General features: G+C 39.5%; 18 protein-coding genes. 3 read left to right on the plus strand and 15 right to left on the minus strand.

The annotated features are described in order from the left end of the window. Positions 1–5 precede the first annotated feature (5 nt). The 12 genes from topA to NIE88_RS09540 form a co-directional block, all read right to left on the minus strand. Positions 6–2,090, minus strand: a complete 2,085-nt coding sequence (gene topA / locus NIE88_RS09485; RefSeq protein ID WP_253061543.1) for a type I DNA topoisomerase — start codon at positions 2,088–2,090, stop codon at positions 6–8. Between the two features lie 139 nt (positions 2,091–2,229). Further along, entirely contained in the window at positions 2,230–3,105 is an 876-nt protein-coding gene (gene dprA / locus NIE88_RS09490) for a DNA-processing protein DprA (RefSeq protein WP_253061545.1), read from the minus strand. A 223-nt stretch (positions 3,106–3,328) separates the two neighbouring features. Next, a complete protein-coding gene (locus tag NIE88_RS09495; RefSeq protein ID WP_253061547.1) occupies positions 3,329–3,613 on the minus strand; it encodes an EscU/YscU/HrcU family type III secretion system export apparatus switch protein in 285 nt (94 codons plus the stop codon). 2 nt (positions 3,614–3,615) lie between these two features. Then, entirely contained in the window at positions 3,616–5,130 is a 1,515-nt protein-coding gene (locus tag NIE88_RS09500; protein WP_253061549.1) for a hypothetical protein, read from the minus strand. 24 nt (positions 5,131–5,154) lie between these two features. Beyond that, the gene (gene rnhB, locus NIE88_RS09505; protein WP_253061551.1) at positions 5,155–5,916 is read right to left on the minus strand and encodes a ribonuclease HII; all 762 of its coding nucleotides are present in this window, start codon (positions 5,914–5,916) and stop codon (positions 5,155–5,157) included. A gap of 69 nt (positions 5,917–5,985) precedes the next feature. Then, positions 5,986–6,861, minus strand: coding sequence for a ribosome biogenesis GTPase YlqF (gene ylqF, locus NIE88_RS09510; protein WP_253061553.1), 876 nt, complete (start codon positions 6,859–6,861; stop codon positions 5,986–5,988). Between the two features lie 87 nt (positions 6,862–6,948). Beyond that, positions 6,949–8,214 carry a tyrosine-type recombinase/integrase gene (locus tag NIE88_RS09515; RefSeq protein WP_253061554.1) on the minus strand — a complete coding sequence of 422 codons (1,266 nt, stop codon included), beginning with the start codon at positions 8,212–8,214 and terminating at the stop codon, positions 6,949–6,951. An 81-nt stretch (positions 8,215–8,295) separates the two neighbouring features. Continuing rightward, positions 8,296–8,544 (minus strand): hypothetical protein, encoded by a 249-nt coding sequence (locus NIE88_RS09520; RefSeq protein ID WP_253061555.1) that lies wholly within the window; start codon positions 8,542–8,544, stop codon positions 8,296–8,298. A gap of 347 nt (positions 8,545–8,891) precedes the next feature. Beyond that, positions 8,892–9,209 carry a rolling circle replication-associated protein gene (locus NIE88_RS09525; protein ID WP_253061556.1) on the minus strand — a complete coding sequence of 106 codons (318 nt, stop codon included), beginning with the start codon at positions 9,207–9,209 and terminating at the stop codon, positions 8,892–8,894. A 688-nt stretch (positions 9,210–9,897) separates the two neighbouring features. After that, on the minus strand, positions 9,898–10,128 hold the full coding sequence (locus NIE88_RS09530) for a helix-turn-helix domain-containing protein (RefSeq protein WP_253061557.1): 231 nt from the start codon (positions 10,126–10,128) through the stop codon (positions 9,898–9,900). Next, complete coding sequence (locus NIE88_RS09535) at positions 10,125–10,547, minus strand: RNA polymerase sigma factor (RefSeq protein ID WP_253061558.1); 423 nt, start codon at positions 10,545–10,547, stop codon at positions 10,125–10,127. The genes NIE88_RS09530 and NIE88_RS09535 overlap by 4 nt, the downstream gene beginning before the upstream one ends. A 957-nt stretch (positions 10,548–11,504) precedes the next feature. Then, a complete protein-coding gene (locus NIE88_RS09540; RefSeq protein WP_253061559.1) occupies positions 11,505–11,708 on the minus strand; it encodes a hypothetical protein in 204 nt (67 codons plus the stop codon). A 250-nt stretch (positions 11,709–11,958) separates the two neighbouring features. On the opposite strand from NIE88_RS09540, the gene NIE88_RS09545 reads away from it, so the two are divergent. Together NIE88_RS09545 and NIE88_RS09550 are read left to right on the plus strand one after the other, a co-directional pair. Beyond that, positions 11,959–12,258: a helix-turn-helix domain-containing protein gene (locus tag NIE88_RS09545; RefSeq protein ID WP_253061560.1), complete on the plus strand. Its 300-nt coding sequence runs from the start codon at positions 11,959–11,961 to the stop codon at positions 12,256–12,258. 94 nt (positions 12,259–12,352) lie between these two features. Then, the gene (locus tag NIE88_RS09550; protein ID WP_253061561.1) at positions 12,353–13,477 is read left to right on the plus strand and encodes a hypothetical protein; all 1,125 of its coding nucleotides are present in this window, start codon (positions 12,353–12,355) and stop codon (positions 13,475–13,477) included. Between the two features lie 206 nt (positions 13,478–13,683). On the opposite strand, the gene NIE88_RS09555 is transcribed toward NIE88_RS09550, so the two are convergent. From NIE88_RS09555 to NIE88_RS09565, 3 genes are all read right to left on the minus strand, one after another. Next, positions 13,684–14,388: a DUF3644 domain-containing protein gene (locus NIE88_RS09555; protein ID WP_253061562.1), complete on the minus strand. Its 705-nt coding sequence runs from the start codon at positions 14,386–14,388 to the stop codon at positions 13,684–13,686. Further along, positions 14,385–14,672: a DUF3644 domain-containing protein gene (locus NIE88_RS09560; protein WP_253061563.1), complete on the minus strand. Its 288-nt coding sequence runs from the start codon at positions 14,670–14,672 to the stop codon at positions 14,385–14,387. The genes NIE88_RS09555 and NIE88_RS09560 overlap by 4 nt, the downstream gene beginning before the upstream one ends. 521 nt (positions 14,673–15,193) lie before the next feature. Then, a complete protein-coding gene (locus NIE88_RS09565; protein WP_253061565.1) occupies positions 15,194–16,084 on the minus strand; it encodes an ArsR/SmtB family transcription factor in 891 nt (296 codons plus the stop codon). A 209-nt stretch (positions 16,085–16,293) separates the two neighbouring features. Between NIE88_RS09565 and NIE88_RS09570 the strand changes: the two genes are divergently transcribed. Next, the gene (locus NIE88_RS09570; RefSeq protein WP_253061567.1) at positions 16,294–17,970 is read left to right on the plus strand and encodes a glycoside hydrolase family 43 protein; all 1,677 of its coding nucleotides are present in this window, start codon (positions 16,294–16,296) and stop codon (positions 17,968–17,970) included. Positions 17,971–17,984: the final 14 nt, after the last annotated feature.

Below are 17,984 nucleotides of genomic sequence, written 5' to 3' on the forward strand. Positions count from 1 at the left end.
ACAATTTATTGTGTCACTTCTTTATAGTCACATTTCGGACATTCGACTGTTTTGCCATTCTTTGTTTTCTTCTCTACCAAATAAGAATTGCATTTCGGACACTTACGTTGAATCGGCTTATCCCATGATACGAAATCACACTCAGGATACCGATCACAGCCATAGAAAATACGGTGCTTCTTGCTTCGCCTTTCAACGACTTCGCCAACGCCGCACTTCGGACATGGCACACCGGTCTTTTTTAAGATCGGTTTTGTATTGCGGCATTCAGGAAAATTGGAACAAGCCAAAAATTTGCCGAATCTTCCCATTTTATACACCATTTCATGACCGCATTTTTCACACTTTATCCCTGCCGGTTCATCCTTAATGGATACAGATTCCATTTCTTTTTCCGCTGTTGACAGCCGTTTCGAGAAGTCTTGATAGAAATGATCAATCAAAGTGATCCAATTTCTCTTTCCTTCTTCAACTTCATCCAAATCGGTTTCCATCTGTGCAGTGAAGTCAATATTAATGATTTCCGGAAAGAATTCAACAATCAGTTTCAGTACGACTTCACCGAGCTCTGTTGGTACGAAACGTTTGGCGTCCATCGTGACATAGTTACGCCTTTGAATCGTATCAATCGTCGGCGCATAGGTTGACGGACGCCCGATGCCGATTTCTTCCATCGATTTGACAAGTGTTGCTTCAGTGTACCTAGGCGGCGGCTGCGTAAAATGCTGTTTCGGATCAGTCTGGTCTTGAATCGCAATCATTCCATTTTCAAGATCGGGCAAATAGTTTTCTTTGGATACTGCATCTGCTTTCTTTTGATCATCGCTGCCTTCAATATAGACTTTCATAAAACCTTGGAATTTAATTTTTGAGCCCGATGCGCGAAAAACAACTGTATTCTGTTCCAGATCCGCACGCACTGTATCAAGTACTGCCGGAGCCATTTGACTCGCAACGAACCGTTCCCAAATAAGTTTATAGAGTTTATATTGATCGCGGCTCAAATAATCTTTAATTTCTTTTGGCTGTCGCAATACAGATGTCGGCCGAACGCCTTCATGAGCATCTTGCGTTGTTTCCGTTTTTTTCGCCCTTTGCGGGTTGCTATTATAGTATTTTTCACCATAATTTTCAACAATAAAGCCTTTCGCTTCTGCTCTGGCGACATCAGAAATTCGTGTTGAATCCGTTCTCATATAAGTAATTAATCCGGTACTGCCGTGTTTGCCCAGTGCAATGCCTTCATAAAGCTGCTGGGCAATCATCATCGTTTTTCTGGCTCTGAAGTTCAGCTTTCGTGCGGCTTCCTGCTGCAGTGAGGACGTGATAAACGGTACAACAGGATACCTCAAGCGTTCTTTCTTTTGAACATTTTTTACAGAAAAACGATCACTGGTTAGTTTTTCAAGCACACCCTTAACATCTGACTCATTCTTAAGCGCTTGCTTTTTTCCGTCAACGCCATAAAATGCGGCCTCAAAGATTGCATCTTCAACATGGAATTTACTGCTGATTGTCCAATATTCTTCAGGGGCGAACGCCTTTATTTCTTTTTCACGTTCAATAATCATCCGCAGCGCTACAGACTGTACCCTGCCGGCACTTAATCCCTTTTTAACTTTTTTCCAAAGAAGCGGACTAATGTTATAACCGACAAGTCGATCAAGAACACGTCTCGCCTGTTGTGCATCGACTAGATCCATATTAATTTTTCTCGGCATCTTAAAGGCTTCTTTTATCGCTGGTTTCGTAATTTCATTAAATACGACTCGACAAGCCGAATGATCATCGATATCAAGACTATGAGCCAAGTGCCAGGCAATCGCTTCTCCTTCACGATCGGGGTCGGCTGCGAGATATACTTTTTTTGCTTTTTTTGCTGCGCTTTTTAACTCTTTCAAAACGGGGCCTTTTCCCCGTATTGTGATATAACGAGGCTTGAAATTGTCCTCGACATCAATGCCCATCTGACTTTTAGGAAGGTCGCGAACATGCCCCATTGATGCCTTGACTTCGAATTTAGAACCAAGGTAACGCTTTATTGTTTTTGCTTTAGCGGGAGATTCCACAATGACTAAATAATCATTCATGTTGTTTTCTCCCCCTTTCTGTGAATATTCAAATCTTCACTAATCTTAATGATTGATCAGAGCTTTGTCAAACTTAATAAATATAATTTCCGAAAAACAATTTGTTTTTTGGGGGGACTTCTCCTTAAAAGTAAGGACATTATTGATCCCAATTCAGTTCATGAACAATATCCTGCCAATCACACACCAGTTTAGCGCCCTGTTGTATAAGACGATTCGTACCGCTGCTTGTCGCATTTAAAATTGAACCGGGGATTGCAAATACTTCGCGTCCTTGCTCCAATGCCTGATCCGCAGTGATCAGCGATCCGCTCCGTTCCTGCGCTTCAATGACTAAAGTTCCCAGACTCATGCCGCTGATAATACGATTTCGTTCCGGAAAACGCCATCGTTCAGGAGGAGCGGGCGGAGGGTATTCACTTATAACAAGCTGTGCATTGCACAGCTGCCGATACAATCCACAGTGCTGACGCGGATAAGGGCGCTGCAATCCAGATCCCAGTACGGCAATCGTACGGCCTTCTAAGGCAAACCGATGCGCCATGCCGTCGATGCCCATGGCCATGCCGCTGACGATCGTCCATCCATTTCGATTCAAAGGCTCAATGATCTGTTTCGTAATTCTGCCGGCTTCACTGCTTGGATGTCGCGTGCCCACAATACTTATCATTTTCTTTTCATTTAAAAGTGAGAGTTTGCCCTTTCCGTAGATTAAGTAAGGAGGATCGTATACATTTTTCAGCAATGGGGGATAGAGTGGATGATGAAAAGGTATCGGCGTGATCTGCTCGTCATGATAAATATCTAATAATTTCATTGAATCTATCGCCCGACGGTCATCCATAAAGAGCTTTGCCATGCTTGAGGAAAGTCGAAACAATGTTTGCAGTTCAGTCAACGAATAGGCCTGTATATCACTCAAATCGGGATCCATCCGAATCATTTGCCATACTGTTCTTCTTCCGATGCCACGGCAGTGATTAAGCAATACCAATTTAAGTGTAAGAGAGTCCATTGGCGCACCTTCTTCACAATATTTAATTGATTTAAGATAAGCATTTCGGATAACGGAATAATGCCAAAAAGAAAGGAGACTGCATTGCTGTAATTAAAGAAGAGGAGTGAGAGAAGTCCAAGGGGCTCATGAACAATGACAAACAACAGATCTAACAAAACCAACAGAAAAATAATTTCATTAATTCTCAGCCAGTAACAAAAATATTATAACAAGGCTAAGTTTACTTACGCGTTTTTTTTTCTGCCTGCTCATCAATAGTATAGATAAATGCAAAAATTTCCGCAACAGTTTGGTAGAGTTCCTGAGGGATCATTTGGTTTAAATCAAGTTTTCCCAGCATCGAAACAAGCGCCGGATCTTGCTGAATAGGTATGTCATGTTTCCTTGCCTGATCAATAATACGCTGTGCAATCTCTCCTTCCCCTTTTGCTGAAACATGAGGTGCTTGATCAGATCCGTTGATATAAGTTAAAGCAACTGCTTTTTTTCTTTTCTCAGAAGTCATGACTACACTTTCACATCCATTCTGTAATCGGTTTGGGTAAGCGGGGTCACAGCCTTCTTCATTAGATTGGAATCAATCTTTTCTGTTTGCGTAAGCGAAAGAAGCTGATAGCCCGCTTTCGACAGCCGTTCTCTCAAAGCAGACTCACCAGATGCCAGCAATGAGCGCAGATCGGCCTTACTGTTCTGCACATTTAATGTCACAGAACGATTTTGCACATGGATAGTCACTAACGTCTCCTTTAAATGGGTCAATTCAAGCCAGAGCACGATCGTGCAAAAATTGGGATCGATCGTCCCTTTTCTATCTCTTTTTCCTTCCCAGTAGACAGATACGTTAGTGAGCGCTTTCTGAAAGGGAATGGGGATCTGCAATGAAAATTGAGCAACATATGGGTCGGCAGACGCCATCTGCAATTGCTCACCAGTAATTTTCTGAACGACCTCCTGAGCTGCTTTTCGCAGCGCATAGGGGGCATCCGAATCCTGAATTACAGCAAGCAGGTGGCCCTTTAGCGTTTCTGGCTGTCTTTCAGACCCAGAATCATTTTTCATCCATTCACTGATCTGGAATTCATAATCAAACCCCAGTTGTTTTAAGGTATCGAAAAGAAGATTTTTAGTGTCCGTTCCGGCTAATCGGTCATTCAAATTTGGAATCCGTTCAAGTACAAAATTTCGGAACGCATCACGAAACGTCTGAGGAGAAGCGTTTATTTTCAATTCCTTCATTAAATGAGTCATATCCTTGAGTGACATCGGACTTGTCATAAATTCCTTAATTGCTTTTTGAGCCGCATTTGAATGGACAGATGTCTGATCCGCTATAAATGATTGAAATAATTTTTCTCTTTTTCCATCACTAATTTGTTGATAAAGCTGTGCAAAATGATTTCCGTCTTTCGGCACTGCAAAATTGCTCAATGCATTTTTCAATCGTTCTACAGAAGGAGTTTGAGTACCAGAGCGCTGAATTTCCTGGACCATTGTGTCAAGCTTCGAACTGATTGAATCGGAATTTTGCAACTCTTTCGCGATTTTAAAGAAAGATTCGGTCAATGGAATCCGACGGTTCATCATCCAGCGAATTGTTTGCATATCTCCAGAAAAATCACTGCTCATTTTCAGCAATGATTTTGCTTGAAGAAGCGATTCGCGCGTGAGCAGATCACCATGATCAAGAAAAGTTTGAGCAATTTTTCTGCTCAATGCGTCTTCTTTTAATTGGAGTGCATGAAAAACATCATCGATCATATTGGGTGAACGATCGGCCTGTTTTCGTTCGATCAGTTTTGCAATGAGCGGACTGTTACCTTGCTTGATTTGAAATAAATAATCTTGACCAACTTTCAATGGCGGATCAGCAGAAGCAATTTTAGCAACAACTTGTTTTGTGCCAAGGCGAACAAGAGCAGTCCGATCAGGAAGCAAATCAAGAACCTTCCCCCGCAAAATCTGCTCCGGTGCATAAGTACCGATGATTTGGCTCTGATTAATCGCATAGGGCTGAAAGTTCACAGGAACACCTTCTTATGCATCTTCTCAGGGTTTTAACGGTGCGAACGTCATGCGATGCTCCGGGCAGGTACCCAATCGCTCGATTGCCTGCAAATGCGCCTGAGTTCCATAACCCTTGTGTTTGGAGAAATCATACCCTGGGTAAATTCGATCTAAATCACACATCAGCCGATCACGAGTCACTTTTGCCAGAATCGATGCAGCGGCAATTGAGTTACTGCGCGCGTCTCCTTTAATGAGTGAGGTTTGAGGTATATCAAGCGGCAATTCCATCGCGTCAATCAGCAGATGATCCGGAACCCTGTCCATTTTTTCGATCGCAAGAATCATTGCTTTTTTAGCAGCTTGATAGATATTGATCTTATCAATTTCGTGAGCTGAAACAATGCCCACACCAAATGCGTCCGCTGACTCGCAAATACGCTCATAAAGATACTCACGTTTCCCGACTGACAATTGCTTGGAATCATTAATCCCGGGAATCATTGCATCCGACTTTAATACAACACAAGCTGCTACAACAGGCCCTGCCAGCGGTCCTCTCCCCGCCTCATCAATACCTGCGATACATCTCGCTCCTTCATTTTTCAGTTCATCTTCAAAGCGATTCATTTGATGATATTTCACTATAAGCTTTTGAAAGTAAGCTTTTCGTTCTTCCCATTTACGAAGCAAGCGGCGAACGCCTATTCGCGCATCCGATTTAAGCAGCTGCATTTCTTGTTCAGACAACTCATTCTTTTCAGACAATCTCTCTTTAATTTCTGCAATCGTCGTTCGTTTCATTATCCGTTTCCCCTGTTAGTATTTATATCGGCAAAGCTTAATTAATGTTTACTTTCTGGTCGATTCAGGTCACTGCGGCCACTCAAGAGTGAGCGAACCGAGTTTCTGACTGCGATAATCACGAATAATAATTTCCGAAACACGATCATAGTCAATGAATCCACCGCTCATCAAGCAGCCTCTTTTCCTGCCGATCTCATCGAAAAGGTCGATCAGCGTTTGCTGATCCGCTTCCGTTCCATTCAATTTGGGGAGTTTTTCTATTTGATAGCGATTGGTCAGTGAGCTTTGGTAGTGTTGCAGCATGGTTTTTAACAAAAACAGCGCAATTTCTTGAAAATCAAGCAATTCTTCTTTAATCGCTCCCGTTGCGGCAAGACACAGGCCGACACGAGGATCATCAAACTTCGGCCAAAGAATACCCGGTGTATCCAATAGTTCCATTGTCATGCCAACCTTGATCCATTGCTGAGCTTTTGTTATTCCTGGCCGGTCACCGATTTTTGCAATTTTCTTCCCGGCCAGCCGATTAATCAGTGTTGATTTGCCGACATTAGGAATACCCAATATTAATGCGCGATCTGCGTGCGGACGAAAGCCTTTGTCCTCCAGTTTACGTCGCCGTTCCGCCGTCAAATGATGCACCGCATCAGGCAATGTTGAAACTCCTTGTCCGGTTTGGCTGTTAACAAGATGGACTTTCACTCCCTCGCTTTCAAACGTATCTTTCCAATCTGCTGTTGCCTGACGATCCGCCATATCTATTTTATTCATAACGAGAAGTCTCGGCTTGCCGGATGATATTTCTTCAACAAGCGGGTTTCTTGACGATGCGGGAATTCTGCTGTCAACAAGTTCAATCACAACATCAATTTGCTTCATTTTTTCGATCATTTGACGCTTAGCTTTCGCCATATGCCCCGGATACCATTGAATATTAGCCATTCTTATAACTCCTTTAATAACAAGGCCTCACGAGCCTATCATTTTTATTTCTTCTGTTTTTGGGCAATTTTTGGGCAAAAGTCATTTTTAAGCCAAACTAGCCAAACCTTTGCTTATACCCATGTGCTCGATGAAGCGATTTATTGCTTCAACTGATTTTTCTTGTGAAGCACTCATTAAATGAGTGTAACCATTTGTCGTTTCTTCCAGAACATGACCGACACGAGATTGAACTTCTTTAAGTGGCACAGTTGGGTCATTGCGCAGAACAGAAATGTGAATATGGCGGAAACTATGAGGAACAGCATTTTTCGTCCATTCAAAACCATACTTTTCTTGGCACTCTGCTTGTAGAACCCTGTTCACCCGACCCAAGATTTCTCTAAAACTGTGAGAAGTAATTGGTGCTCCATATTCTGTTCTAAAAAGAAATTCAGACTTTCGAAAAGCCTCAAATGGAAAATTCTTCACATGCTCATCAAATTGCTTGTTTCGTTCAATCACTCTTATCAATGCCTGCATAACAAACTCAGGAAGTTGTTCCACTCGTTCGCCTGCCCCAGTCTTTGTGGTATCAAGATAAAAATCATCTACTCTCAAATCATGGGCTTGTAAAGATTTATCAATCGTTACCAAGTGATTTTCAAAATCAATATCAGATTCAGTCAATGCAGAAGCTTCTCCGATACGACAACCAGTCCCAATCAGGAAAAGAGCTAAGTCATAATAATTTTGATTTCTACGCTTCCTAAGTTCAGCAAGTAAGACCTTCACTTCACGCTCATCTAAAAACTTCATTTCAAGTCTTTTTTTCTTTGCCCGCTTTTCTTCGACAGTAGCGTTGAGTTTTACAACTCTTGATGGAGAAAATGGAATAGCATTATGAAGAACACCATAATCAAAAATTTTATTCAACGTACATTTGATATGTTGCATAGTCGAATGAGTTGAATGATACTTTTCCCTATATCCATTTAAGCAGTCTTGAATTAGTAATGGTGTGATTTTCTCCAAGAGAATATCATCAGCAAGCAATTCAGAAAGCCTATCAATTACAAGCTCCTCACGTTTCACAGTTTGAGGCTTTACAGTCGTTCGCCAAACATTAAACCAAGATTCTTTCAATTCAAAGAACGTTTTCATTGATTGACCTTGAAATAAACCTTGCTTCTTTGAAATCAGCTCATCAATCTTGTCTTCCAACTCGCGCCCCGCTTGCTTTCTCGCGCGTACCGTATTCGCATGATAGACAACGGACGCACGCTTTGTTTTATCTGTTAACGGGTCGATATAACGCTCTACTGCTACATAAAACGCCTTTCCATCTTTATTTCTTCTTTCTTCAAAATACATATTTTATCCTTTCCAAGCCACGATATGAAAAAAGATAAAATAGAATTATGATTAGCAAACTCTATCTTATCATTTTCACGCTTATTTTGCCTTAATTCTTGAATAACCATGTTGCTTCCACCAGAGGAAATCTTCAAACATCACAAAGTTGATCCAAACCAACTTATGGGTAGGATTGATTACCCCACGTTTAAACTTTTTGTTGTCGCGCATTTCGGAAAGCCAGCGATTAAGGGTATAGACATTTAAACCCTCATAGCGTTTCAAAATTGCACTCTTATTTCCCCACTCTGCAAGACTATTTGCGACAGGCACATATTTTATTTTCATATCGCACCTCAATCTGTCACTCATACCTGAATATGATATAATGACATTACAAAATTATTTTTAGAAGTCCTGATTGCCGTCAGGGCTCTTTGCTTTTTTCAGCTTCCAGACTGTTTCTGGAGGCTGTTTTGAAATAGTTCCCCATCTTCTGAAATATCAATACGATATACGATAGATGGAAATATCAGCTTCAAATCTATTATTATTTGGACTCCTTTCGCCAACAACAAATGATGGTTTGAAATCTGAAAAATAGTTATCAGACAGCTCATCATAATAAATTTCGGGTTGTTTCAATCCACGACTTAAAAAATATCTCGGTTGATGAAATGCGCTAGGCATTTCAATCAACTCCTTCGTGATATATTTGTGATATAGTTGGCGGATTTTTCTTTATGTTGAATTTTAGAAACGGTACTAAATCCATTCTGCCAATTTTCAGCATTGTAAATCTGAATGCCGTTTTTCTTGATAAGTCTTTTATTTTTTGGATAACGAGCTTCTACAAGTGGCGGAGATAAACCACCAGTTACGCCGTGAAAGTGGATTCTACCTGAATTATGCAATTCTGGAATGAACAGAAAGTCAAATTTTCCATACTTTTCACGCTGATATTTTAGCCATGCTCGCAATCGTTGTCTTGATATAGGTATAATTTTTTGCATTAACCTTGTTATCGTTAAGTGTCAGCGTCCAAAACAAATCAAAATCGTTGGCTTCGCAATAATAATTTATTTTACGTTTAATTCTATAAGCTTGCTCAAAAGCACGTTTTTTTTGCGCCTCCTCATCATCTTTGGCATGAATATAGCCATTATTAATTTTTTCAGATGGTATTCGGATTTGAGTGTTCCGTATCTAATAACTTCTATATGATCACTAAATTTCACAATTTTTGAATTGTATCCAACCAGTGCCCACCTCAACTCTACTTAAATCAGCTTATCTTGCGTGTATGTCAAGTCATCCCTTCCTTTTATTTATGAACCGATCACCCCATCGAACAGCTTTGGCTTAGCTCACGGGAATCTCACCCCTGCATGGTTCTCATCCAGCCGCACCCATTGCCTGCGACGTTTTGAACGCTCGGACTATGGCTATGCGGGAGTATCATTATCCTGATAAAGAAGTCATGGCAGTCACCTTGCCAAAGGTGACTTGCGGGACGCTGATCAAAATCGCCTGATTCTTACGCGCATCAGCCCGCCGGCTCGTTCCTTATCGAACGTATTCGATGATGCTATTGAGTTGTCAAAGAACATCGGCTTGTCAGCCTGTCAAAACATACTAGTGACAGTATGCTTTGACAGATTAGCGAACCTTCTTTTCTATCCACACACTCTCATGAAAAAGTCACTTGATTTCAAAGGATAAAATCTTCGTTATCAGCCGAGTTTCCAATCGGCCCTGTAAAGTCTCATCGACAACTAAACGCTTGTTTCCATAATCATCTTTCATCGGGCGGAGCGCCCGTTTGGCAATATACCCTTGATAATGCTTAACCACATGGCTGATGGCTTCCGTATCCCCGTCGGTGGCCGCCGTAATCACATCGAAGGGGACCATTGGATGAGTATTTTTCATTTGGCATGCTCCTCCATAAATTGTTTAATCAAGGCGAGTCCGGTGGTTCGGTGGCGATAGACGGTTGAGCGATTCATGTTGAGTAATTGGGCAATTTCTGAGTCGGTCATCTCCATAAAATAGTGGAGCAGAATAATCTCACGTTTTTTGTCAGGCAGCTTCCGTAGCGCTTCGCCGAGCAAATCATTTTCGACAGTCACGGATAACCCGTTCAACGCAAAAATGTGTAAATCAGCGGGATGGCGGTCGATTGTTGAAAATTGATTGGCAATATAGTCACCAATGCTGGAAAAAGATGTCTCCTTTTGGATCAGGCGTTTGAGGTATTTCAAATAGTCTTTACGCTCATCTTCCATGGCACGCTTGCAGATATAGTCAAATTGATTCTCGATCGTTTGTCGAAAAGCAGACGGCTTCATCCATCTCACCCCCTTTCTATCGTGAGAGAGCGGGGAGTAGTAGCTCCTTCCCCCCTTTCGTACTAAGTCCCGACACGAAAAGGCCTTTAGTTGCATGGCTGATAAAAAAACTTCTGAATAACCTAAAAAACGCACAAACAGACGGTCGAATCTGTTTGTGCGCTTTGTTTACTGCTATATGTAATGTAAAAGGCTATTTTTATGGTCAATCTATCTATTGAAAAAACGGTGGTTTGTAAGCAACCCATTGGCTATTGCATAGGGGTTATTTTCTTAGATGTAGCTAAAATCAGTACCCGATACATTTTAAATCTGTCGGCGGTAGGGCTTCTGCATAGAATTCATTATTTTTAGGAACCATTTCTAATACTAACCGTTTTATTTTAGCCCTGTACCCATGTTTTTTGTTCGTGTTTATATACTGTTTAACGGCATATTCAGAAGAAGCTCCAATCTGTTAGCTTTTATAGAAATGACATATCTGAAATAATTCATGAACAAAGAGAAATGCTAATTTATAAAGAGGACGAAAAAAAAACAATTTTTCTACGGAATAGCATCACGTACTCATTATGATAATTGGATCAAAAATGTTACTGTTCATGTTGTGTATAAGAGATTTTCTTTGCTGTGTGAGAAGGCATTTATACTACAAGGTGTCCTGAACTAGAAACAGTGAGGATGATTCTGTTACTTTGAAAAATAAGGAGATGCTGCTTCATTTTCAATTTATACTCACTAAAATTAAAGGGAAATACGCAAAAATGAAAACCCTTTCTTAATTAGAAGTATAAAGGATTTATCATCAATTTGAAAGGAAAACGAATTTGGCGATAACTTTGGGAAACGTTAATAAATAATCAAATCTATTAGATTCAGCAAGCGGCTTACTGAGGTCGATAATGGTTGTGCAAAAAGCAAAGCCATTAAATTTATTACAATGGTTGAAAACAGAGATCAATAAAGTGTCAGGCCTAAATCAGTCATTAATTGTATTGCTTCATTGATGACTTCTTTGCGCATATTTTGTTCGTTCGTTTCATTTATCGCTGTCTGAAGAATGTTCAGTAAACCCAATTTGGTTTGCGTCAAATCAATATTATGCATCAAGTCTTTTGCATTATGCCATTCATTGCCAAATTTAAAGGAATGAGGGTTCATCATTTTTCCTCCTCAAGATGTTTTTTGATGGCATCATAGCTGTCATCGGCCAGCGAGGTAGCTAAGATTTTTACCATCCGCAGCTGCATGGTCAGCGTATTAATTCACATTGGTCTGTTTTTTAAATTATTCTATAGATTATCTATAAAACCATTATAATATTCTATATAGTATTTTGTCAATATATAATTAATCTATCGCCTATTCATTTTCACAGTTATTGGATATAATAAAAAAATGGGGTGATACTTTGGACTACGGGAAAAGACTGAGAGACATCAGAAAAGCAAAGGGGCTATCAGCTAAGCAAATTGCCGATGAGATGGGCATTAAGCCACCCTATATTTCCGATCTTGAGCTCGGGAAAAAAGGAATGACGATCAATACACTCGAAAGAATATGCGGAGTATTAGATGTTTCCCTTGTTGATTTCTTTCAGACGGACAAAAAGCCGACTGATTTTGATATTTTAGAAGCCATGGATGGACTTTCAGAGAAAAAGAAGCAGCAACTTGTCCAATTCCTCAACGGTTTGACGGATAAAGAGTAATACCCGGCGCTACATAGTTTTGCGAACCGTTTGCCAGTTTCATTTATTCTTGGCTGTGCCAAAGCAAGCAAGTAATGTGAAACGAGGTATTATCATGGCACAAAAAACATGGGCATATATAAAAATAAATAATGAGTGGAAACACATTACAATTTATGAAGCTCTTCATAGAAGAAAAGAAACGCGAAGTAAAATCTTTGATCGTTTTTTCGAAACAAAACATGAAAAAGAGTATCTAGAACTGACGCCCGTGAGAACTTCATCTGACGGTAAAGTGGATCATTTTAGATACAAAAATAAAGAGCATCCAAAAATTGATCAAAATAGGAATAATATGACCTATACCCATGCAGCTTACGAAATGGCTTTAGTCAGTGGCAAATGTAGAAAACTATTGTTATTCGAGAAATTTCCAAATATGCCAACAAAAAAAGTAACCGTTTACGTTCAATCAGCAGAGCCAGAGGTTTATTATGTAGCGCCTACTTCAGGTGAATCCTATCGGATCGATGTCTTATTAAATTTGGATCATACTTTCCCCTACTCTTATTTTTATAAATGGAATGGTAAACTGGCAATTGAAATTTGGGTAAATCATAAGATTACAGACGACAAAAGAAATAACTTTAATGATAGTAACCTACCGATATTTCAGGCTAGAATCAAAGAAAACATGATGTTAAATGAAAACAAAATAGCTACAGCTTTTCAAACAAGCGAAATTTATGGAATTCAATTATTTACACAAGAAATCGAAAACTTAGTGCATAGAATTAATAAGGAAAACGGTTTTATTTTGGGAGCATTTTTTGATCAAGAAGTACGACCTAACTTTGAAAATGAAGGAAGGTATAACATAATGTCCGATTATGAAAATGAATTATTTAATTATAAAAAACGCCTTCAAAAGCAAAGAGAACAAATTGACTCTATTAATCAGGTTATTCAAAAACGGATCAATGGCTATAATAATCAAACCAATAAATTACATGAAGTTACTAATGAAATTGCTAATAACCAAAATCAACTTCAAAATATAAAGGCTGAGATAAATCATAAACTGGCCGTCTTAAATAGCCAGCAACTGAATCCAGATGATTACACTAAATTACAGTTAGAAATCAATAAAAAAAATAAAGAGCTTCTTAATTTAAACCATAAAATGGAGAAAATGAAAAATAGAAATCTTCTTGAAAGGATATTGAATAAAGATTTATAATAAATTGAGAGTTACTGTTTTTCAAGACTTCACGAGGATGAACAATTGAAGAAATTCAAGTCGATATGGCGTATATTTATTGTTGTCGGTTGATTTTTGTATCTAGTGTAACGATGATAAAATACTCACGATCCTAAACCGTAAACCACTTTGTATTTTCAGTGCAGGGTGGTTTAGAGGAAATGCATAACTGCATATATTCTATTTTATTGTGTTGCCTCTAATTCATGATATGTCCGAATCAAGACATCAATAGCACGCTCATCATAAAACTCAGTTTTTAAGCCGGACTTATTTTTAGGGTCAAGGTATCGGACTTGGCATAACGCCTTGTCTGCTTTGATTATCTTCATTGCTCGGTTGAACACATTCCCAAACTTTATACTTGCTTCTTTTTCTTTTACTTCTATACGCAAATCTGCATATCTTAATGGCGGGATGTCTGGTTCGATACGGACCACAGGCGCGTGTGGATCGTCTGTAACGCGGGCTCCTCTCCGTAATTCAACGGCACCCGTTGAATTACTCAATGCAGCAATTATATCCGCATTCTTAACATTTCTAACTTTATCTGTGACAAGGTTAAAACCGACGACAATGCTATCTTGTACACCATCATCATTCAACTTGTGGACAGATTGAATGACATCATTAATAAAATCATTGTGTGCATTACTGTAGTTTTGCTTCAAATAATCCACGGGATCAAATGGCAGTTTCAAGCCAATCGGAAGAATAATCAAGTTATCGTCTCGAGTAATATCTTTTTTGAAATACTTTTTTAAAAACGCATTATAATTCAATACAGCTTTGCTGATCAGCATGAATATTGCCGGGTCAAGTTTGCTTTTAATAAAATGAACATTTGAACAACGATACTCATTTAGAAGGACGAGATTATCAAATATCACCGTGAATACTTTATTTTTTTTGTAGTGTTTATATGATCTCTTACCAAGATTAATGCTTTTGAAAAAGAAATAGTATGTTTTTTATCCCTTTCATATATTCTCTTTATTCCTATGTATTTGTACACATACGCTTTAAGGGCAAGTTCCCATGCATTTATAATTAAAAGAACAGAAGTTGGATACCTGTAATCAATATGAGGTTTATTGTGGATCTCAATACCAGCAAACAGGGTAGCTTGAGATGAGTCAAGCAATAATTTTGTTACAGATTTCCCACGTGGCATATGTGCACCTCCTTAAACACGTCCGTTTTCTCTTCTTCTAATTGTTATGACAGGCTGGTTCGCAGCAGATAAACGTTAAGTGCACCTCACTAAATTGGGAATTACACACCTATTATGAGATTTTCTATGCATACTTACAATCTTACCACCATTACTGATATCTTCTTGGCATTATTTCACAATACTTTGTGGTTCCGGGATATCCTACTCACTAAGAACTATTTCAGTCATACCACTCAGCATCGGAAAGTAATAGAATGTTTCCTCGCTGCAAATTGCATTAAACATCTCAAGGTGAAAATCCCTGAGTATTGGTACATATTTTCTATTCATGCACATTGTTAATTGTCCAAATTTCACCGTCTTCAGGTTTCAAAATACTGACAATATTACCAGTGCCTACTTTACGCAGCATAATAATTGAATATGTCGAGTTAAAATACTCAATTTGTTCATCCATTCTGTCACAAGTGAGCATTATCTGGTATTCATCCATAAAAATTGAGAGCTGATATATTTTGTCAGCTATAAAACAGATCCATCCGTATGTTCTGGTCGTAATTACCAAATCCACTTCCGAAAATTGTTAGACCACCTTGATGTTTCGCGTCGTTCTTCACCTCAAACCTAATGACATAAGTATCATTATGCGTATTTAGATCGCTAAGTGTCACGGGTGAAAAATATTGACCATCAAGTAATGTTTCTGCTTCAGTAATCCTAATTGTCTTTAACAAACCATATTGATTGAAATTATCTTGCACCCAATCGGGAGTATATTTACCACGAACATCGCCAAAATCACCTGGTGCGATCCATGTTCCAATATCTATTCCATTGATTGAAAATGTAATATCAGACGGCCAGTTATTATTTGCATATGGGAATTCTGATCCAAGTTCAACGGATAACACCAACATTTCCAATTTTTGATCAGCTTTCAGCAAATTAGGTGCCTGGTATTCCAGAAATCCCTTCGCAAGCCAGACTATTCCTGCATTGATTCTTTGCGAGTCCATAAAATAGGCGGGTGTATCAATTTGTCCAATATAACCTGTCGAGCCTGCTAAACCACAAGATGGTGCGGCACTGAACGCAGTATACTGTCCAACCGGTAATTCAATTTCATATCTTGAGAATTCTTTAAACAAGCGACGTGGCAAATGAATATTTATATTCTCTACTTTCAGAAAGGAAACTTTGTTATGTCCTTCTCTGCGGGAACCAATTATACCCGCATCTTCAAGCTTTTTTAAATGCATTAAAACGATCGGTCCACTTAAATTCAATTTTTGTTTCAGTTGTGTCACACTCATATCTTTCGTTGATAATTCCTGAATAATTTTTACACGTACAGAACTGGCTAGTGCTTTAAACACGGATAGTGAATCATTGGTTATCTCCAATTCCATTGACTTCTAATTTCCTTTCTATATTATATTTGAATAATGTTTTTAGTAATTTAAATTTTTTAATTAACTAATTGTTTCTTTAAAAATAACATATATACTATTTTAATGCAATATATTTTTTATAAAATAGTAAAAATAATATTGAAAACGATTACAGTTGTTGATAAACTATATGTGTGCACAAAATGTTTTCATGAAAGGGCGATAATATGACGCAAAGTAATATCATTCAGAATCCTATTTTACCAGGTTTTACTCCCGATCCGGTCATTCTCCGGGTTGGAAAGGTTTATTATTTAGCTACCTCTACGTTTCACTGGTTTCCTGGTATCCAGATTTTTGAGTCCAGTGACCTGGCTCATTGGACGCTGCGAACATCGGTAATACATGACGCAAATTTTTTAAAGCTTAAAGGAACAGCTACGCCGTGCGGTGTCTGGGCACCCGATTTGACCTTTGATGAAAGGACGCAGAAGTTTTGGATTGTTATGTGCCAAATGCATAACATGAACGGCAATTTATTTGATCAGGATAACTACGCAATGTTCGCCGATACGATTGATGGCCCTTGGTCAAAACCGATCTATTTGAATTCAATCGGTTTCGACGCCTCTCTTTTTCACGATGATGATGGCAAACATTATTTGGTCACACTCGAATGGGACACACGTAAAGGTTATCAACATCCTGGAGCCATTGTCCTTGAGGAGTTTGATCCAGAACAGAAAAGCCTAGTAGGCAAGACTACCCGTATCAGCCGGGGCGGGACGGACCGCGGATGTCTGGAGGCTCCTCATCTTTATAAACGCAATGGTTGGTACTATCTAATGACTGCAGAAGGTGGAACTGGATATGGTCACGGTGTTGTCATTCAGCGTTCAAGAAATATTCAGGGTCCTTATGAATCCGATCCAATGAATCCGGTCATTACCTCCACACCATATAAGTATTTTCGTCGAAACGATCCTGACTCATTGCGAATTGATCTATACAATGCAAAGGCACCGATGCAAAAATGCGGTCATGGTTCACTTGTCCATACGCACACCGATGAATGGTATATCGTACATCTTTCTGCGAGGCCGCTCCCGGGTACCACCAATTGTACATTAGGGCGAGAGACATCCATTCAAAAAATGATATGGACGGACGATGGCTGGCTCCATATGAAGTCAGGAGGAACTTTGGCCCAGGCGACCACAGAGGGGATGACTAATGTTGAGATCAAAAGTGAATCACAGCTTCAAGTCATTAATGAAAGCTTTGATACTTCAATAGATCAGCGTTTAATCAGTCCCTATGGTCCTCATGACGAGTCTTGGGTTACATTGGATGCGCGTCCGGGATGGGTGCGAATTTACGGACGTCAATCGTTTTTCTCTCGTTTTGATGTATCGCTGCTCGCGACGCGTATCGATTCTTTTCAGACAACCGTTGAAACGTCACTCGAGTTTCATCCCATTCACTATTCGCAATCTGCCGGACTGGTATTGTACTACGATGACTGTAACTGGCTGTTTGCGCGCCTTTATTATTCTGAGACGCTGGGAACCACCGGGCTGGCAATAATGAAAGGAGAAAAAAGTCAAAAGGATGAGTATTTGTTAGATCGAATAGCCGTCCCTGAGGGAAAGGCTGAAATTAAGGCCATCATCGATTACGGAGAAGTCCAGTTTTCTTGGCGCAGACCGGGTGAACAGGATTGGCAACACATTGGTCCCAAAATAGACATTCAATACATGTCAGATGAACAGGCTGGGGGTTTCACCGGTTTGATGGCCGGATTTGGCGCATGGGATGCCTATCGAAGACAATCTTATGCTGACTTTGATTCCTTTAAGATCACGCCAAAACAGATCTGCGATCAATTTGATGAATTAATCTAATGACCTATGCAGGG

This window comes from Sporolactobacillus shoreicorticis, from assembly GCF_024125445.1.
Classification (GTDB): Bacteria; Bacillota; Bacilli; order Bacillales; family Sporolactobacillaceae; genus Sporolactobacillus; species Sporolactobacillus shoreicorticis.

Coding starts and splice junctions, on each gene's coding strand:
- NIE88_RS09530 (WP_253061557.1), bottom strand. CDS start 10,128: ATGAAAAATACTCATCCAATGGTCCCCTTCGATGTGATTACGGCGGCC.
- NIE88_RS09570 (WP_253061567.1), top strand. CDS start 16,294: ATGACGCAAAGTAATATCATTCAGAATCCTATTTTACCAGGTTTTACT.
- NIE88_RS09540 (WP_253061559.1), bottom strand. CDS start 11,708: ATGAACCCTCATTCCTTTAAATTTGGCAATGAATGGCATAATGCAAAA.
- NIE88_RS09565 (WP_253061565.1), bottom strand. CDS start 16,084: ATGGAATTGGAGATAACCAATGATTCACTATCCGTGTTTAAAGCACTA.
- NIE88_RS09515 (WP_253061554.1), bottom strand. CDS start 8,214: ATGTATTTTGAAGAAAGAAGAAATAAAGATGGAAAGGCGTTTTATGTA.
- topA (WP_253061543.1), bottom strand. CDS start 2,090: ATGAATGATTATTTAGTCATTGTGGAATCTCCCGCTAAAGCAAAAACA.
- NIE88_RS09525 (WP_253061556.1), bottom strand. CDS start 9,209: ATGCAAAAAATTATACCTATATCAAGACAACGATTGCGAGCATGGCTA.
- NIE88_RS09560 (WP_253061563.1), bottom strand. CDS start 14,672: ATGCCACGTGGGAAATCTGTAACAAAATTATTGCTTGACTCATCTCAA.
- NIE88_RS09535 (WP_253061558.1), bottom strand. CDS start 10,547: ATGAAGCCGTCTGCTTTTCGACAAACGATCGAGAATCAATTTGACTAT.
- ylqF (WP_253061553.1), bottom strand. CDS start 6,861: ATGGCTAATATTCAATGGTATCCGGGGCATATGGCGAAAGCTAAGCGT.
- NIE88_RS09495 (WP_253061547.1), bottom strand. CDS start 3,613: ATGACTTCTGAGAAAAGAAAAAAAGCAGTTGCTTTAACTTATATCAAC.
- NIE88_RS09550 (WP_253061561.1), top strand. CDS start 12,353: ATGGCACAAAAAACATGGGCATATATAAAAATAAATAATGAGTGGAAA.
- NIE88_RS09520 (WP_253061555.1), bottom strand. CDS start 8,544: ATGAAAATAAAATATGTGCCTGTCGCAAATAGTCTTGCAGAGTGGGGA.
- rnhB (WP_253061551.1), bottom strand. CDS start 5,916: ATGAAACGAACGACGATTGCAGAAATTAAAGAGAGATTGTCTGAAAAG.
- dprA (WP_253061545.1), bottom strand. CDS start 3,105: ATGGACTCTCTTACACTTAAATTGGTATTGCTTAATCACTGCCGTGGC.